This is a genomic window from Curtobacterium sp. MCBD17_035 (assembly GCF_003234815.2).
GTDB lineage: Bacteria > Actinomycetota > Actinomycetes > Actinomycetales > Microbacteriaceae > Curtobacterium.
In genome coordinates this window covers 3101059-3119014 of record NZ_CP126279.1, presented here as the reverse complement: position 1 = coordinate 3119014, position 17956 = coordinate 3101059, and the positions used below count along the sequence as shown (strand labels likewise).

Genomic DNA, 17956 nt, shown 5'->3' with positions numbered 1-17956 from the left:
TCGTCCCCCTGACAGAGGAGCACCCTTGGCCCTGGACACCGCGATCGCCCCCTCCGAGCCCACCGTCGAGGACAGCCTCGCGCCCCGCGTGATCGAGGTGACGGACCCGCGCGACGGCAGCACCGCCTCCCGGGTCGAGGTCGCGAGCCCGGCGGAGATCGAGCAGGCGGTCGTGCGGGCGCGGACGGCGTTCGCGACCTGGTCCCGCACGGCGCCGGGGCAGCGTGGTGCGGTCCTCAAGGCCGCAGCGCTGCACCTGCAGGAGCGTGCCGAGGAACTCGCGGCGCTCAACACCCGCGAGACCGGCAAGGTCCCCGGCGACGCCCTCGGCGGTGTGCAGGCCGGCATCGACACGCTGATCCAGTACGCGGAGCTCGGCCCGCTGCACCGCGGCGAGGTCCTGCGGGGCTCGTTCGGCGCGACGGACACCGCCAAGCCGCACCCCCGCGGCGTGGTCCTCGCGCTGACGCCCTGGAACGACCCGGTCGCCGTCGCGTGCGGGATCCTCGGTGCCGCGATCGTCTCCGGCGACACCGTCGTGCACAAGGGGAGCGAGCGCTGCCCGGCCACGGCGGCCCTCCTCAACGAGATCCTGGCCGAGGCGCTGCCCGAGGGCGTCCTCGTCGGCATCACGGGTGACGCCGCGACGGGCGAGGCGCTGCTCGCCGAGCCCGGCATCGACGTCTACGCGCACGTCGGCTCGACCGCGACGGGTGACGTCCTCGCCGAGATGGCCCTGCGCACCCGTGCCCACGTCATCCGCGAGAACGGCGGGAACGACGCGCTCGTGGTCGACGCCGACGTCGACCCGGCGTGGGCCGCCGGTCAGGCCGCGCTCGGCGCGTTCGCCAACACCGGCCAGATCTGCACGAGCGTCGAGCGCGTGTACGTCCTCCGCGAGGTCGCGGACGCGTTCGTCACCGCGCTCGTCGCCGAGGCCGAGGCGAAGACCGCCACCGACGCCGACGGCTACGGCCCCCTGGTCGACGAGCGGATGCGCAACGTGGTCCAGTCGCACGTCGACGACGCGGTCGCCAAGGGCGCCCGGGTCCTCACAGGCGGCAGCATCCCCGACGGCGTCGGCACGTTCTACCCCGCGACGGTGCTCGTCGACTGCACGCCCGACATGCTCGTCATGCACGAGGAGACCTTCGGCCCGATCGCGCCCGTGCAGGTCGTCGACGACTTCGACGAGGCACTGCGCCTCGCCGCCGACGACCGCTACGGCCTCGCCGCGACGGTCCTGACGAACGACATGGAGCACGCGCTCCGCGCCGGCGACGAGCTCCCGGTCGGCACCGTCAAGGTGAACGCCGTGTTCGGAGGCGCTCCGGGCGGCAGCGCCCAGCCGCGTGGTGCGTCGGGTGCCGGCTTCGGGTACGGCCCGCACCTGCTCGACGAGATGACGACGACCACGGTCGTGCACCTCGAATCGGCGCCGCGCCGGAGCGACCGGTGAGTGGGGACCTCCGCGTCGTCCGGGAGGTCGTGGACCGCACCCGGGACCGGCGACCGCTCGTCGTCGTGGTCGGGGACGTCATCCTCGACCGCTGGAGCGTCGGTGAGGCCGAGCGGGTGAGCCGGGAGGCCCCGGCCCCCGTCGTGCGCGTCACCGAGGTCATCGACGTGCCCGGTGGTGCCGCGAACACCGCCGTGAACGCGCGGGCGCTCGGCGCGGAGGTCCGCATGGTCGGCCTGATCGGTGACGACGAGGCCGGGAGGATCCTCCGCGCCCGGCTGGCGGCCGACGGTGTCGACGTGTCCGGTCTGGTGCCCGTCTCGCACGGCGTCACGACCTCGAAGGCCCGGGTCGTCGGCGGGGACCGGATCCTCGTCCGCGTCGACGAGATCGCCGATCCCCCGACCGAGCAGGACACGATCGCCCTCGCCCGGGCCGTGACCGCCGGCATCCGCGGTGCCGACGCGGTCGTGGTGTGCGACTACGGGCTCGGAACGACCCCGGAGGCCGTGGTCCCCGCGGTGCTGCGCGACCGTCCGGCCGCCGTGGCCGTCGACGCGCACGACCTCGGCCGCTGGCACGACCTGCACCCCGACCTCGTGACGCCGAACTGTGGCGAGGCCGAGCAGCTCCTCGGCCGTTCCCTCGGGCAGGGGTCCGCACGCCCCGCGGTCGTCGAGGGCCTCCGCGACGCCGTCCTCACCGCGAGCGGTGCTCGGAACGCCATCGTCACGCTCGACAAGGACGGCACCGTGCTGCTGCCCGGCGACACCGCCGCTGACACCACCCCGGTCCGCACCCGCGCGACGCCGGCGTCCGAGCAGCAGGCGTCCGGCGCCGGCGACACGTTCTGTGCCGCCGTGTCCGTCGCGCTCGCCACGGGGACGCCCCTCGCCGACGCCGCCCGGTTCGCCCAGGCCGCCGCCGACGTCGTCGTCCGCGAGGCCGGCACCTCGATCTGCACCGCCGAGGCCCTGGTCGCCTCGGTCTCCGCCCCGGCCGACACGATCGTCGACCACGACGACCTGGCCGACGCCGTCGCCGCCGCCCGGGCCGCGGGCCGCCGCGTCGTGTTCACGAACGGCTGCTTCGACGTCGTGCACCGCGGTCACACCTCGTACCTGCGACAGGCCCGCGAGCTCGGCGACCTGCTCGTCGTCGCGGTGAACGACGACGACTCGGTCCGCCGGCTCAAGGGGCCGGAGCGGCCGATCAACACGGCGGAGGACCGTGCGGGCGTCCTCGCGGCCCTCGCGTCGGTCGACCTGGTCACCGTGTTCCCGACCGACACCCCCGTGCCGCTCATCGAGCGCTTGCAGCCCGACGTCTACGTCAAGGGCGGCGACTACTCGCCCGAGATGCTCACCGAGACCGAGGTCGTCCGTGCCTACGGTGGTGAGGTCGTCATGGTCGACTACGTCGCCGAGCACTCGACGACCGACGTCGTCCGCCGCATCCGCGAGTCCGCGCGAGCGGCCGCCGAGCGCGCCGCGGCCGAGACGGTCACCGACGCGGACGACGCCCCCACGGCGACGGAGGCGACCCCGTGACGGCCGCACGCTGGTCGGGCGAGTGGGGACGGGCCTCCCGGCCGGCACCGGAGCCCGTGGTCGACGTGCTCGTGCCGACCGCCGGACGGGTCACCGAGCTCGCCACGACGCTCGCCGGGCTCGCCGGGCAGGACGAGCCGACGTTCCGGCTCGTCCTCAGCGACCAGTCGGTCGACGGTGCGCCGCTCGCCGACCCGAGCGTGCAGGCGATGCTCCGCGTCCTGGAGGCCCAGGGCCGCCAGCCGCTCGTCCTGCGGCACCCCGAGCGGCACGGGCTCGCCGAGCACCGGCAGTTCCTGCTCGAGCACGCGACCGCGCCGTACGTGCTGTTCCTCGACGACGACGTGTGGCTCGAGCGCGACTCGATCGCCCGCATGCTCGACGCGATCCGGCAGCTCGGCTGCGGGTTCGTCGGGTCCGCGGTGCAGGGGCTGTCGTACCTCGACGACCGGCGACCGCACCAGCAGACGACGTTCGAGCGGTGGGACGGGCCGGTCGTGCCGGAGGTCATCCGGCGCGGCACGCCCGGCCACGACCGCTGGCAGCTCCACAACGCCGCGAACCTCGCCCACATCGCCGCGGACCTCGACGTCCCGCACGGCGGGTGGGTGCCCTACCGGGTCGCGTGGGTCGGCGCGTGCGTGCTGTACGACCGCGCGGTGCTCCTCGACGCGGGCGGCTTCGACTTCTGGCGGGAACTCCCGACGGGCCACGCGGGCGAGGACGTCGTCGCGCAGTGGCGCGTGATGGAGCGCGCGGGCGGCGTCGGCATCGTGCCGTCGGGCGCCGTGCACCTCGAGTCCCCGACGACCGTGACGGACCGGTCGGTCGACGCGCCGGACGTCCTCCTCCCCCCGATCGACGCCGAGCAGGCGCTCGGTGTCGGACGACGGGAGCCCTGAGCCGCACCCGGTCCCTCCCGGGTGACGAACGGGTGGTCGTCCGACCATCCGGTGGAACGAACGACGAGGAGAACCCCATGGCAACGCCGAACCCGATCCAGATCCAGAAGTTCCTGAGCGGGATCGACTACCCCGCCTCGAAGGACACCATCGTCTCGACGGCCGAGAAGGAGGGCGCCGACGACGACGTGCTCAACGCGCTCAAGCAGATCCCGGACCAGGAGTACGACGCGCCGACCGCCGTGTCGAGCGCGGTGTCGGACGTCGACTGAGGCCGGTCCGCTCCGCGAGGGTGCACGACGCGCCGCTGCCGCTCATGGCGTGCGGCGGGTCGTGCACCCTCGCCTGCGGCGCTGGTCCTCCGACCGCGCGACCGCCTGGCGGTCAGGCCGTGCGGGCCCGGCGTCCCGCGGCTGATCGGCGTGCGGCGAGGTACTCGATCCCGAACACGTCACCGTGCTCGGCGTACCCGACCCGGCCGTCCGACTCGTACCGCATGAGGCTCTGGTAGCAGACGTAGGCCGGGCTGAACTGGTGCCACGGGTACCCGCCGACGGCGCTGCCGTGGAACTCGTACCGGCGGCCGCGGACGTCCGTCGCCATGATGTGGTTGCTCACCGGCACCATGTCGACGCGGGCGGCCTCGACCGACGCGTCGGTCAGTCCGTGCAGCTCGCCGTCCTCGACGACGTAGCCGAACCGCATGCCGTCGTAGTGCACCACCCCGGCGTCGTCGATCGACATCGCCATCGCGACGTGGAGCGCGAACTCGGGGCCGAGCGTCACGTGGATCCACGCCGCCGCGGCGGTGCCGACCTCGGTACGAGGGCCCCAGCTCCGGTCCATGCCCTCCACGCAGTCGACCGCGTAGCGCTGACCGCGGAGCACGAGTTCGCCGGTCACACGCCCGACCGCGTCCATGTGCCCGTTGGCCCACACGTCGCCGAGGCCGGTGTCCATCGCTCCGTCGGGGACGACGAGGGGGTTCTGCGCGGGGTCGTGTGTGTCGAACGGGTCGGCGATCGCGGCGAACCGGAGGTCGAGCGAGCAGGCGCCGGGGGTGTTGCTCTCGTACTGGACCGAGAAGTCCCGCGGCGCTGCGTCCGCGTGCAGGGACAGCCCGCTCGGCAACGTGAAGTCGGAGAAGCGCTCGGGCGCCGGCATGTGCACCTGCGGGTCGACGAAGTCCATGTCGTGCGCGTGTGTCGCGAACCCACCGTGCACGACGACCGACGAGATCGCGGCGCCGACCTCGGGACGGACGAGCACGTAGGCGTTGCCGAGGATGCCCGCCTCGGGCACGCTGAACACGCACACGAGTGTCTCGGCCCAGTTCGTCGCGGACGGGTCGTGGGGGTGGTAGTCGAGGTCGCGGGCGGTGATCATCGCGTCGTGACCTCGCCGTCCGCCGGCACCGCGACGTCCCCGAACGAGCTGGTCGCCTGCCGCGCCAGGACCTCGGCGATCGACCCCACCGCGTGCGGGAACCCGGTCATGCGGGCCGCCGCGAGCTCGCGCTCGGTGCTCCGACGTGCGGCGTGCGCCATGAGGGCCCGTGCGGCGTCCGCCCGGTCCGTGGTGAGCAGGTCCCGGAAGCGTCGCTCCGCACGCTTCGCGGCCGCCGTGGTGCTCGCACGGAGCTCGTCGAGGTCGTCGGGCGCCTCGGTGTCGTCGGAGTCGGCGTCCCGCACGTCGCCGGTGTCGGCACCCGCGGACGGCGCGTCCGCGGACCCGAGCGCGGCGAGTGCCTGTTCGAGCGCGGTGGCGTCGGCGTGCTCGACGACGTCGTAGCGGTACTCCGAGGCCTGCACGTCGAGCACGCGGTCGAGCGTGGCGAGGATGAGCCCGGCCTGCTCGGCGGCGAACGGTTGTGCGGGGTCGATGGCGGGCAGCACGGTCGTGGCCATGGTCCGGCGGACGGCGAGGAGCTGCTGGGCGACGGACGGGATCACGCGGGTGCTCCGATCGGTTCGGTCGCGACGATCTCGTTGACGCGGTCGATGTAGTAGGTGCCGAGGCCGGTCAGGAAGTTGCCCATGACGGCGAGGTGTGTGAGCTCCTCGGCGGCGTTGCGGGGGAGCGCCGCCGTGAGCGCGACGATGGCCCAGTACATGTTGAGCACGAGGTAGTAGCGGAGTCGTTCGCGGTCGACGCTGAGGCCCGACCGTGCCTCGTACTGCGCGATGAGGTCGTCCTCGGTGACGAGAGCCGAGCACCAGAACGTGCCGGTGGCCTCGTCCCGCTCGCCCCAGCCCTCCATCATGATGTAGGCGAGGTCGTGGTGCCGGTCGCCGAGGTACGTCAGCTCCCAGTCCAGGACGGCCGTGACACGCCCGCTCTTCTCGTCGAACAGGAAGTTGCCGTTGCGGTAGTCCCCGTGCACGACCGAGACCGTGTCGACCGTCGGTCGGTTCCGCCACAGCCAGTCGCGGACGAGTGCCACGGTGGGGTGCGGCGCGAAGGCGTCGTCGTCCCACGCCCGGTCGATCGCCGCGAGCCGCCAGTCGAGCGCGTCGGTGGTCCCCGGACGCGGGCGTTCGAACGCCTCGAGCTCGTGCGCGCTCCAGTCCACGGTGTGGAGCGCGGCGAGGTGCTCGACGAACTGCTCGGCGAGCACCGGGCGGAGCCGCGGCCCGTACGTGACGCCGAGCCCGGACGCGGTGGTCGGAGCATCGGCGGGGCCGGTGACGCCGGACACGAACTCCGAGATGAGCGACGGGGCGCCGAGCTCATCGGCGTCGTCGGTGGCCCAGTGCAGCTCGGGGACGGGCAGGACACCGTGCACCATCCGCAGGACGTCGGCCTCCCGTCGACGCGAACTCTCGACCGGCGATCCGAGGGGGTCCATCCGGAGCACGAGGCGGTCGGAGCGGGGCTCGCCGTCGACGACGCGGTCGAGCGTGAACACGAACTGCTCCTTCGAGGCGCCACCCGGCAGCCGTTCGAGGTCCCGCACCGAGAACGTCCCGTCGACGCGGCGCACGAGGAACGCGTCGAGCCGTGCGGCGAGGTCGTCGAGCTGGCTCAGGACGTACGTCGTGGTGCCACGGTGTGCGCGCTTGCGGTCGAGGGCCGCCGCGACGGCGGGTTCCAGGTGGTGTGGTGCCCAGGGATCGGTGCTCATGCCGTGCTCCTTCCGGCGCGCTGCGTCGCGGCCTGGTGGTGGTTCGACACGGTACGCGTCATCGATTGCCTCGGACCGCCCGCACCCGCGTCGCCTGGGGGAGCCGGGCGCAGTACCGTCGGACCCATGGACCGGACCGACGACCGCACCGAGGAGCTCGCGGAGCGCCTCCGGGCGGCGATCGGGACCCTCGTCCGCATCGGTCGGGGTCGCGCCGACACGCTCTCGCCGGCCCACGCGGCCACCCTCGGTCACCTCGACCGTGAGGGTCCGATGACGACGGCCGACCTGGCGCGGCGCCGCGGCGTTCGCCACCAGGGCCAGAGCCGTACCGTCATCGAACTGGAGGCCCTGGGTCACGTCGCGCGCACCGCCAGCGCGACCGATGCGCGTGCGTCGGTCATCGGCATCACGGAAGCCGGACGGCTCGCGCTCACCGCGGACCGTCGGGCACGGACGTCGTGGATGGCGCGGGCGATCGACGCCGAGCTCGACCCGGACGAGCGGGCTGCGCTCGAGCGGATGCCCGAACTCCTCGCCCGCATCGCGCAGCACACCGACGGCTGACCCGCACCGCCCGCCTCCCCTCTGCGAGATCGCAGTCGTCGCCGCTTGGACGGTTGCCAGAACGGCGACGACTGCGATCTCGCGGAAGGAAGGTGTACAACATGGTTGTACACTTGACCGACGCCAACGACCAGGAGGACCCATGCGGCTCACGAAGTACAACCACGCGACCGTCGTGCTCGAGCAGGACGACGTGACGATCGTCATCGATCCCGGGACGTTCACGCCCGAGTCCGCCGAGCTCGTGCGCGGCGCGACGGCGGTGCTCGTCACGCACGAGCACTTCGACCACCTCGACACCGACGCCCTCCGCGCCGGACTCGACGCCGCCCCGGAGCTCCGCGCCTACGTGCCCGAGGGTGTCGCGGACCAGATCGGCGGCGACCACGACGGCCGGGTCGTGACGGTCGGCGCGGGCGACACGTTCACCGTGGGCACCGTCGAGGTGCGGGTGTTCGGCGAGACCCACGCCGTCATCCACCCGGACATCCCGACGATCCCGAACGTCGGGTACCTCGTCGACGGCATCGTCTTCCACCCGGGCGACGCCTACCTCGTGCCCGGGGTCGCCGTGCCGACGCTGCTCATGCCGACGAGCGGCCCGTGGTCGCACATGCGGGAGGCCGTCGACTACGTCCGCGAGGTCCGTCCCGAGCGCGCCATCCAGATCCACGAGCTGCTCCTCAGCGAGCCCGGGCAGCAGTCGACCGTTCAGTTCCTCGGTGAGGACGGCCTCGGCGGCGTGCCGATGTCGACCCTCCCGGTCGGCGAGTCGGTCGAACTCTGACCGGGGGACGACGAGCCTGAGGACACTGACGACGGGGACGACGGTCGAGGAGTTGGCTCGGAGCATGACCGACGACCCCACGACCGCCGTCCTCTTCGACATCGACGGCACGCTCGCCGACTCGAACTACCCCCACGTGGACGCCTGGTGGCGTGCCTTCCACGCAGCGGGGCAGCCCGTCGACGCCTGGCGCATCCACCGCTGCATCGGCATGGACTCGTCGAGCCTCCTCGAAGAGCTCGTGGGCTCCGCGGACTCGGACGTCGCGAAGCAGGCGAAGGAGTTCCACACGGCGTACTACCGGGAGCACTTCCAGGAGCTGCACATCCTGCCCGGCGTGCACGACCTGCTCGAGGAGGTCGCCCGCCGCGGGCACAAGGTCGTCCTCGCGACGAGCGCGCCCGAGGCCGAGCTCGCCATCCTCCGCGAGCTCCTGCAGATCGAGGACACGATCGAGGTCGTGACGAGCGGCGGTGACGTCGAGCAGGCGAAGCCGGACCCCGGGATCATCCAGCTCGCGCTCGAGCGCTCCGGGGCCGATCCCGACCACGCGATCATGGTCGGTGACTCCAAGTGGGACGTCATCGCCGCGGGCCGTGCCGGCGTCGCCGCGATCGGCGTGCTGTCCGGCGGCATCTCCGAGGCGGAGCTCCGTGAGGCCGGGGCCGTGGCCGTGTTCGACGATCCGGCCGCGATCCTCGCCGGGATCGACGACAGCCCCATCGGACAGCTGGGGGCGTGACGACGTGACCGACGTCGACGCAACGCCGTACCCGGACGACCAGGACCCCATCGACGGGACCTCCCTCGCGGGACGCGCGGACCGCATCCTCGACCCGGGCGCTGACGATGTCGCCGTGACCCGGTCGGAGGAGCGGCTCGTCGTGCGCACGGAGGCCGTGCCGGTGCGCCGTGTGCGGATCCGCAAGGTGATCGTGTCCGAGGAGCGGACCGTCACCGTCACCGTGCGGCGTGAGGAACTCCGCGTCGAGGAGGAGCCGCTCGACGGGACCGACGTCGTCGACGCGGGCACGGTCCTCCCGATCGGCTCGGGCGACGCGATCGAGCTGGTGTTGCACGAGGAGCAGGTGGAGGTCGTCACCCGCGTCGTCCCCGTGGAGCGTGTGCGCGTGGTCACGGACGTGGTGACCGAGCAACGGTCGCTCACCGAGACCGTCGGGCACGAGGAGGTCGACGTCGTCGACGAGGACCTGACCGACCGCCGCTGAGCGGCGTGCGGGTCGGGAGGGCCGCCCGCACCTGCGAGGATGGTCCGTCGTGATCACCATCGAACGCGTCGCGTGGGAGGACCCGCGGGCCGTCGCGCTCCGCGCCGCCATGGACGACGACATGCACGCCCGGTACGGGGTCGGCGACGGCACCGAGGACCCGGCGCGCGCCGCCGAGCGGGAGCGTGCCCTCCACGTCGATCCAGAGACGGTCGTCACGGCGATCCTCGCGGTCGACGAGCGCGGCGAGGCCGTCGGGCACATCGCGGTGCGGTGGCTCGGGGACGAGCTCGAGCTCAAGCGCTTGATCGTGCTCGCGGCGGCGCGCGGGCAGGGTGCCGCCACGGCCCTCCTGGCCGAGTCGGAGGCCGTCGGACGCGAGGTCGGCGCACACCGGCTCGTCCTGCAGACCGGTGACAAGCAGCCCGAGGCCGTCGCCCTGTACGACAAGACCGGCTGGCGTCGGATCCCGATCTACTCCGCGGCGTACGCGCGCACGATGCCGTTCTCGATCTGCTTCGACAAGCAGCTGGACTGAGGTCGGCCATGCCCCAGAAGATCATCCTCGACTGCGACCCGGGCCACGACGACGCCGTGGCGATCCTGCTCGCCCACGGCAACCCCGAGATCGAGCTCCTCGCCGTGACCACCGTCGTCGGCAACCAGACGCTCGCCAAGGTGACGCGGAACGCGCTCGCCGTCGCGCGGATCGCCGGGATCACCGACGTGCCGTTCGCGGCGGGCGCGGACCGGCCGCTCGTCCGGACCATCGAGCACGCCGCGGACATCCACGGGGAGTCGGGGCTCGACGGGCCCGTCCTCCCCGAACCGTCGATCGAGCTCGACCCCCGGCACGCCGTCGATCTCATCATCGACACCGTCATGGCGCACGAGCCGGGCACGATCACGCTCGTGCCGGTCGGTGGTCTGACGAACATCGCGCTCGCCGTCCGCAAGGAGCCGCGGATCGTCGAGCGGGTCCAGCGGGTCGTCCTCATGGGCGGCGGCGTCCACGTCGGCAACATGACCCCCGTCGCCGAGTTCAACATCGCGATCGACCCCGAGGCCGCGCAGATCGTGTTCACGGCGGGCTGGGACGTCGTCATGGTCGGGCTGGACCTCACCCACCAGGCGCTCGCGACCCCCGACGTCGTCGCGCGCATCGCGGCACTCGGCACCCGGCCGGCTCGGTTCGTCGACGAGCTCATGGGGTTCTTCGCCGACGCGTACCGCGACGTGCAGGGGTTCGACGCCCCGCCCGTGCACGACCCCTGCGCGGTCGCGCACGTCATCGACCCGACGATCGTCCGGGCCGTGCGGATGCCCATCGCCGTCGAGACCACCGGCACCCTGACCACCGGCATGACCGTCGCCGACCTGCGAGCGCCGGCGCCCGAGGACTGCCGGACCTCCGCCGCGCTCGAGCTCGACCGCGACCGGTTCTGGGACCTCGTCGTCGACGCGCTCGAGCGGATCGGCGAGGGCGGCGTGGGGGACGCGGACCCGGTCGCCGTCGCCGACGGGATCGACGCGTGACGGGCCTCCCGGCCGACGGGGCGGACACGGTCGGCACCGCTGCTCCGGATCGGGACGTCCTGGAGGCCCGCGGCCGCGTCGTCGTGGTCGGCTCGCTCAACGCGGACCTGGTCGTCCGGACCGCGCGGTTCCCCCGCGCGGGCGAGACCCTGCGCGGCGAGGACCTGCGGATCCTGCCCGGCGGCAAGAGCGCCAACCAGGCCGTCGCGGCCGGTCGGCTCGGCGGCGACGTCGCCCTCGTCGGCGCCGTGGGCGACGACGCGAACGGCCAGCTCCTGCGCGGTGCCGTGGCCGACGCCGGCGTGGACGTCGCCGGTGTGCGCGTGCTCGAGGGCAGCGCGACCGGCACCGCGGTCATCACCGTGGACGCCGCCGGCGAGAACACCATCGTCGTCTCGCCCGGGGCGAACGGGCGGCTGTCCGCCGCCGACGTCGACGCCGCCCACGGGGCGTTCGCGGGCGCGGCCGTGCTCGGACTCTGCCTCGAGGTCGACATGGAGGTCGTACTCGCGGCCGCCCGCCGTGCCCACGCCGCCGGGACCACGGTCGTGACGAACCTGTCGCCGTTCGGGCCCGTGCCCGAGGAACTCCTCGCGCTGACCGACGTGCTGCTCGTCAACGAGCACGAGGCCGCGCAGCTCGTGACGCCGGCGGGATGCACCGCGGCGGACGCGGGGGCGGACGACGGCGCGGCGGACGGCGGTGCGGAGGACGTCGGGCGGCTCGCGGGCCTCCTGGCCGATCGCGGGGTCGACCGCGCGGTCGTGACCACCGGGAGTGCCGGGTGCGTCGTGCTCGACCGCGGCGCGGAGCCCGTCCGCGTTCCGTCCGTCCGCGTCGACCCCGTCGACACGACGGGCTGTGGCGACGCGTTCACCGGCGCACTGGCGATGCGGCTGGCGGCCGGAGACGACCTCGTGACCGCTGCTCGGTTCGCGGTCGTGGTCGGCGCGTTCGCCGCCACCCGGCTCGGCGCGCAGTCGTCCTACCCGACGATCGAGGAGTTCGACGCGTTCCTGGCCGATCACGCCTGAGGTCGCGTTGTCCCCCGGGCGCTCAGGCGGCCCCAGCCGGTTCGCGTAGACGAGCGGCATGACATCCAGGTTCCGAGGACAGGTCGTCGTGGTCACCGGGGCGTCGAGCGGCATCGGCCGCGCGACCGCCCACGCCTTCGCCGAGGCCGGCGCACACGTCGTGCTCGCCGCCCGGGGACGCGAGAGCCTGGAGGCCGCGGCCGAGGAGTGCCGGGCTCGCGGAGCCGAGGCGCTCGCCGTGCCCACCGACGTGTCCGACGCCGAGCAGGTCCGGGCGCTCGTCGCGGCGACCATCGCCCGGTTCGGACACATCGACGTGTTCGTCGGGAACGCCGCGCTGTTCGCGTACGGATTGTTCGAGCAGGTGCCGGACGACGCGTTCCGCCGGGTGGTCGAGACGAACCTGTTCGGGCACGTCAACGGGATCCGGGCGGTGCTCCCGCACTTCCGGGAGCGCGGACGGGGGACCTACGTGCTCGTCGGGTCGATCCAGTCGCTCCTGTCCGCGCCCTACCAGTCGGCGTACGTGACGAGCAAGCACGCGGCGCTCGGCCTGGCGGACGTCCTCGGCGACGAGTTCCGCGGGACCGACATCCACTTCCCGATGGTGCTGCCCTCGACGATCGACACCCCGATCTACCAGCACGGCGCGAACTACACGAACCAGAACTCGCACCCGATGCCGCCGGTCGTCGGTCCGCAGCGCGTTGCCAAGGCGATCATGCGGGCCGTCGTGCACCCGAAGCGGAACACGTACGTCGGGCTCGCGCAGGCAGCCCTCGTGCCGCTCGAGTTCGCGCTGCCGCCGCTGTTCCACGCGATCACGCGCCCGGCCGTCGAGATCTTCGCGCTCCGTGGGCACGGGGCCCCGAGCGACGGCAACCTCTACGGTCCCGACGACGCGTCGAACGCGACCGACGGCGGATGGCGCGCGAGTGCCCGGCGGAAGTGGGTGCCCGTCGTGCTCGGTGCCGCTGCCGTCGGGGTCGTCGCGCTCGCGGGCGGTCGTTCGCGGCGCTGACCGCGGAGCCCCGCCTGGATCGAGGCTGGTCGCGCCGGACCCTGACCCTCGGAATGGGGGTCCTGACGATCGTTCATGTACCCGTACTGTTCGGAATGTTCTCGCTGGGACGCGCGGGGTACGAAGGACGCGTCCGGCGATCGGGGTTCTGCCGATGGGGGCATCCATGCGTGCGTTCGGGTCGTTGTCTGTTCGGGGTCGGTTCGGCGCAGCGCTGGCGGTGCTCATCGCGTTGGTCGCGGCGCTGTTGGTGGCGGTGACGCCCCCGGCTCCGGCACACGCGGATGCGACGGACACGGGGACGGGTGGTCGGTTCGTGGCGGCGTCGGGCCGGATCTTGGACACGCGGAGCGGGACGGGTGGGTACTCGACGGCGATGCCGGCGGGTGGGTACCGGTCGATCCAGGTGGGTGGCAAGGCGGGTGTGCCGACGTCTGGGGTGGGTGCGGTCGTGGTGAACGTCACCGCGGTGAACATGACCCAGCAGGGCGAGGTGCGTGGCCGGCCGGACGACTCGACGGCGTCGGCGTTGATGCTCGTGTTCGACGGTGGTGGGTTGGGGACGACGTCGAACACGGCGACGATCGCGGTCGGTGACGATGGGACGATCCAGGTTGCATCGGACGTGGTGACGGATCTCGTGATCGACGTGCAGGGCTACTACACCGCGAACGACGATGGGACGGCGGCGGGCGGGTTCGTGTCGGTGCCGGGCACGCGGATCGTGGATTCCCGGAACGGCACGGGGGTGTCGAAGGCGCAGATCGCGGCGGGCAGTTCGGTGACGTTCCAGGTGACGGGCAATGGTGGTGTGCCGGCGGGTGCGTCGGCGGTGGTTGCGAACTTCATCGTGATCCCGGCGGCGAACGGCGGGTACATCACGCCGTATCCGGCGGGGACGAGCAAGCCGCAGCGGTCGTTGCAGTACGCGGCGGGGGTGCCGACATCGCTGACGGCGCAGGTGGCGTTGAGCAGTGATGGCAAGTTGACCGTCGCGGATGACGTGAACGCGATCGATCTCGCGGTGGATGTGCAGGGGTACTTCACCGCGACGAACGGCGGTGGGAGCGTGTTCACGCCCGCCGCAGGCACGGTCTATGACACGCGGGTCAGCCCGAACACCCCGATCGCTGCGAACTCGAGCCGCGCCATTCAGGTGTCCGGGCAGGCTGGCGTGCCTGCGGTCGGCGCCGGGGTGACCGCGGTGGCGTTGACGCTGACGTCGCTGCATGCCGCGAACAGCACCGGCGACGCGATCGCGTGGGCGGATGGCGCGACCAAGCCCGGAACGACGTCCATCAACTTCAGTGCTGATTCGATCCGGACCAACACCGTGATCGTGCCCGTCGGGTCCAACGGCAAGATCGATCTCTACAACCGGAGCGGGGACAGCACGGACTACGTCTTCGAGCTGCAGGGCTGGTACAACAACCTGCCGACCGGTCCCACGACCACGAACGTGACGGGGTCGCGGCCGTCGGCGACGAATCTGAGTTTCGGGATCGATGATCAGACGAGTGCGCAGGTGGACGTCGCGACGGGGAACCTGTTGGTCGGGAACAGCGGGTTGTCGCTGCCGGGGGTGAACGCGTCGACGACGATCGGTGCGGCGTACAACTCGCGGGGTTGGCAGACGGCGAGCAGCATCGGCATGGTGGCGAACCGGTGGCAGTACGCCCTCGACGGCGTCGGGTCGCTGTCGGCGGGTAGCACGGGTGTGATCTACACGGGTCCGGATGGGTCGACGTGGCTGTTCAAGGTCAACGCTGACGGTTCGTACACGACGCCGGCGGGCTTGCAGCAGACGCTGGCGAAGTCGTCGACGGAGTACACGTTGACGTCATGGACGTCGAAGCAGGTCGATCACTTCAATCTCAACGGCCAGCCGACGAAGGTGGTCGACGGGAACAGCAACGCCGTCGCGTTCAGCTACTCCGGTGCGACCTTGGCGAGCATCGTGTCGACGGCAGGCGCTGTCACCACGGACAGCAGCGGGAAGCCGATCAGCGGCGCACGGGTCGCGAACGTCGCGTACAGCAACGGGGCGACGACGTTCACGCAGACCAACGGCTCGGCGACGCGGTCGATCCGGTACAGCAAGGACGGCAACGGCAACATCGTCGGCTACACGGATGCCACCGGCGCGACGACGACGTTCGGGTACTCCGGCCAGGACCTGACCTCGGTCACGGCGCCGAACGGCGGGGTGACGACGTTCACGTACGACAGCTCGGATCGGGTCACCGAGGTCGACCAGCGGAACACGACGGCGGGGTCGCCGGGTACCGCGGTCACGCGGTTGTCGTACGTGTCGAGCACCCAGACGCAGGTCGCGGGTCCGGACACGGATTCGTCGCAGACGATGTCGGCGGTGAAGAACACGACGTACACGATCGACGCGTCCACGCATGATGTGACGAAGGCGGTGGATCCGGATGGGAACACGCGCAGTGCGTCGTACAACGCGGCGAACAACGCCGTGTCGCAGAGCCAGGTCGGCTCGGGGGACAGCACGTCGACCACGACCGGTACGTACACGTCGAACAGTGGCCAGTCGTTGGACAAGGTCGCGTCCTCGTCCGGCGCGTCGAGCTCGGCGACGTACGGGGACAGCACCAACCCGTATCTGCCGACCTCGACGACGGATGGGTCGGGGAACACGACGACCGTGACCTACAACGGGCAGGGCAACCAGATGACGTCCTCCACCGGCAGCGACACGAACGTGCAGGCTGCTGTGGAGCGGAACTCGGACGGGACGGTGAAGACCGCGACCGCGCCGGGGAACGCCGCCAGCGGCAGCACCCCGAAGAACCCGACCACCTACGCCTACGACGGCAACCACCAGCTGTCGACCGTGACGCCGCCGACGGGAACGACCCTGGGCGTGAAGACGTACACGTACGACGCGTTCGGGCGGCTCGCGTCCGAGACGGACGGCAACAGCCACACGACGTCGTTCACGTACGACAACGATGACCGGCAGCTGACGGAATCGTTCTCCGACGGCACCCACGCGGTGTCGAACCAGTACGACGGCAACGGGAACCTGACCTCGTCGACCTCGGCGACTGGCACGATCACGAACACGTACGACCAGCAGAACCGGCTCACGTCGACGGTGAACACCGCCGGCGGCGGGACAGTCTCGTACACGTACGACAAGGCCTCGAACGAGCTCACCGTGTCCGCCGGCGGTGGCACGGCGACCAACACCTACGACCCGGCCAACTACCTGCTGACCACGACGCTGCCGAACGCCTCCGGCACCGAGACACAGGTGTATGCCACCGACGACCACGGCCGGCGCACGGACACGTGGGTGAACGCGAACGCGGCGCACACGACGTGGACGGGCCGCACCCACACCGACTACGACACCTCCGGCCGGGTGATCCGGGTGCGGTCCTGGACCGGCACCGGGGATGCGAGCAACTCGCTCGTGTTCGACACCTCGTACTGCTACCAGTTCAAGACGGCGTCGGCGAGCTGCGACAGCGTCCAGGCGGCGAAGCCGACCGCGGCCAGCCAGCTCAACGATCGCAGCGAGCTGCAGCTGGCCACGGACAACATCTCGCATCAGACCACGACCTACGGGTACACGGCGGCGCGGCTGACCAGCGCCACCCAGGCAGGCGGCAGCAGCAACGTGACCTGGACGTACTCCTACAACAGCAACGGGGACCGCACCGGTGCCGCGGAGACGGGAAGTGCGACCTCGTCGCAGAACCTGACGTACAACGCGGCGAACCAGATCACCTCGAGCGGGTACACGTATGACGCAGCGGGCAACATGACCGCATCACCGGGCGTGACGTACACCTACAACGGGGCGGAGCAGATGACCAGCTCCACCATGGGCGGGAAGACCACCACGTACACCTACGCCGGCGCGGACCAAAACGAGCTGCTCAGCCAGACCACACCGGGCGGGGACTCGTACATGTACGTGTACGGCAAGAGCGGGCAGCTGCAGTCCCAAACCAGCGCCGGGCAGACGTCGTTCTTCTTCGACGACCCGACCACAGGACAGGTGTTGGACGCGATCAGCCCCGACTTGCAGGTCGGGTTGTACCTGGTGGACGGGATCGGGAACCCGGTCGGGATCCTCACCGACGACGGCCAGCGGGCGTACGCGGTGTCGTTCGATCCGTACGGGAACCGGACCGTGGTCAGTGGCGGTACGTCGCCGTGGTTCGAGTACTTGCCCTTCGGATACAAGTCCGGCATCCGGATCACCGGCGACGGGCTCGTGAAGTTCGGACAACGCTGGTACCTTCCCGTCGCGGGCGGGTGGACGCAGGAGGACACCCTCGACGCGCCCCTCGATCCAGGCAACGCCAACCGATACGCGTTCGTCGGCTGCGATCCCATCAACGGCTCGGATCCCACCGGTCGTGTTTCGCAGTGCGGCCATGCCGTCACCGGTCTCGTGTTCTCGAGCCTCGGGCTCATCGCCTCCGGTGTCGCAATTGTTGGATCGGTTGCCGCTGAGATCCCGTCCCTCGGATGGTCAACGGCGCTGGGAGTAGCCGGCGTCATTGGATTTGGAGCGTCAGCATACGGAGTGATAGATGGTATCGGATCGGTGGCCAGTGCCTGCTAACGGAAGGAAGCGCTATAACTCGATCGTGTGCGCAATCCTCACGCCAGTTCTCGTGATCCTCGCAGTTCTCACCATTACCTCTGTATCGACTGGGTGGGGTTCATGGGTTGCGTTCCTCACTGCGACGGTCGCGGTGGGAGC

General features: G+C 71.5%; 16 protein-coding genes. 13 read left to right on the top strand and 3 right to left on the bottom strand.

Translation table 11 applies throughout. The features are described 5' to 3' along the window. Positions 1-31: 31 nt before the first annotated feature. The 4 genes from DEI93_RS14700 (at position 32) to DEI93_RS14685 (ending at position 4183) form a co-directional block, all read left to right on the top strand. The gene (locus DEI93_RS14700; RefSeq protein ID WP_502868546.1) at positions 32-1459 is read left to right on the top strand and encodes an aldehyde dehydrogenase family protein; all 1428 of its coding nucleotides are present in this window, start codon (positions 32-34) and stop codon (positions 1457-1459) included. Further along, positions 1456-3009: a D-glycero-beta-D-manno-heptose 1-phosphate adenylyltransferase gene (gene rfaE2 / locus DEI93_RS14695; protein WP_111120004.1), complete on the top strand. Its 1554-nt coding sequence runs from the start codon at positions 1456-1458 to the stop codon at positions 3007-3009. The genes DEI93_RS14700 and rfaE2 overlap by 4 nt, the downstream gene beginning before the upstream one ends. Continuing rightward, the gene (locus DEI93_RS14690; protein WP_111010664.1) at positions 3006-3911 is read left to right on the top strand and encodes a glycosyltransferase family 2 protein; all 906 of its coding nucleotides are present in this window, start codon (positions 3006-3008) and stop codon (positions 3909-3911) included. The genes rfaE2 and DEI93_RS14690 overlap by 4 nt, the downstream gene beginning before the upstream one ends. 77 nt (positions 3912-3988) lie before the next feature. Beyond that, positions 3989-4183, top strand: coding sequence for a DUF2795 domain-containing protein (locus DEI93_RS14685; protein WP_111010710.1), 195 nt, complete (start codon positions 3989-3991; stop codon positions 4181-4183). 112 nt (positions 4184-4295) lie between these two features. Here DEI93_RS14685 and DEI93_RS14680 read toward each other — a convergent pair whose 3' ends face one another. From DEI93_RS14680 to DEI93_RS14670, 3 genes are read right to left on the bottom strand one after another with little or no spacing between them, the layout of a single operon-like run. Continuing rightward, positions 4296-5297 (bottom strand): DUF7064 domain-containing protein, encoded by a 1002-nt coding sequence (locus tag DEI93_RS14680; RefSeq protein ID WP_111120003.1) that lies wholly within the window; start codon positions 5295-5297, stop codon positions 4296-4298. Beyond that, entirely contained in the window at positions 5294-5863 is a 570-nt protein-coding gene (locus DEI93_RS14675; RefSeq protein ID WP_111120002.1) for a hypothetical protein, read from the bottom strand. The genes DEI93_RS14680 and DEI93_RS14675 overlap by 4 nt, the downstream gene beginning before the upstream one ends. Beyond that, positions 5860-7035: a phosphotransferase family protein gene (locus tag DEI93_RS14670; protein ID WP_111120001.1), complete on the bottom strand. Its 1176-nt coding sequence runs from the start codon at positions 7033-7035 to the stop codon at positions 5860-5862. Before DEI93_RS14670 ends, DEI93_RS14675 begins: the two co-directional genes overlap by 4 nt. Positions 7036-7161: 126 nt before the next feature. Between DEI93_RS14670 and DEI93_RS14665 the strand changes: the two genes are divergently transcribed. From DEI93_RS14665 to DEI93_RS14625, 9 genes are all read left to right on the top strand, one after another. Beyond that, positions 7162-7602, top strand: a complete 441-nt coding sequence (locus DEI93_RS14665; RefSeq protein WP_111010668.1) for a MarR family winged helix-turn-helix transcriptional regulator — start codon at positions 7162-7164, stop codon at positions 7600-7602. A 142-nt stretch (positions 7603-7744) separates the two neighbouring features. Next, a complete protein-coding gene (locus DEI93_RS14660) occupies positions 7745-8389 on the top strand; it encodes an MBL fold metallo-hydrolase (protein WP_111120000.1) in 645 nt (214 codons plus the stop codon). Between the two features lie 64 nt (positions 8390-8453). Then, positions 8454-9131 (top strand): HAD family hydrolase, encoded by a 678-nt coding sequence (locus DEI93_RS14655; protein WP_111010670.1) that lies wholly within the window; start codon positions 8454-8456, stop codon positions 9129-9131. A 4-nt stretch (positions 9132-9135) separates the two neighbouring features. Then, a complete protein-coding gene (locus tag DEI93_RS14650; RefSeq protein ID WP_181436066.1) occupies positions 9136-9618 on the top strand; it encodes a DUF2382 domain-containing protein in 483 nt (160 codons plus the stop codon). A 49-nt stretch (positions 9619-9667) separates the two neighbouring features. Continuing rightward, complete coding sequence (locus DEI93_RS14645; protein ID WP_258368634.1) at positions 9668-10156, top strand: GNAT family N-acetyltransferase; 489 nt, start codon at positions 9668-9670, stop codon at positions 10154-10156. Positions 10157-10164: 8 nt separating this feature from the next. Then, complete coding sequence (gene uriH, locus DEI93_RS14640) at positions 10165-11154, top strand: uridine-preferring nucleoside hydrolase UriH (RefSeq protein ID WP_111119998.1); 990 nt, start codon at positions 10165-10167, stop codon at positions 11152-11154. Between the two features lie 59 nt (positions 11155-11213). Continuing rightward, on the top strand, positions 11214-12188 hold the full coding sequence (locus tag DEI93_RS14635; protein ID WP_111120066.1) for a ribokinase: 975 nt from the start codon (positions 11214-11216) through the stop codon (positions 12186-12188). Positions 12189-12246: 58 nt separating this feature from the next. Continuing rightward, positions 12247-13209, top strand: coding sequence for an SDR family NAD(P)-dependent oxidoreductase (locus tag DEI93_RS14630; protein WP_111119997.1), 963 nt, complete (start codon positions 12247-12249; stop codon positions 13207-13209). 166 nt (positions 13210-13375) lie between these two features. Continuing rightward, positions 13376-17815 carry an RHS repeat-associated core domain-containing protein gene (locus tag DEI93_RS14625; RefSeq protein WP_146244432.1) on the top strand — a complete coding sequence of 1480 codons (4440 nt, stop codon included), beginning with the start codon at positions 13376-13378 and terminating at the stop codon, positions 17813-17815. The last annotated feature ends 141 nt before the right edge of the window (positions 17816-17956 follow it).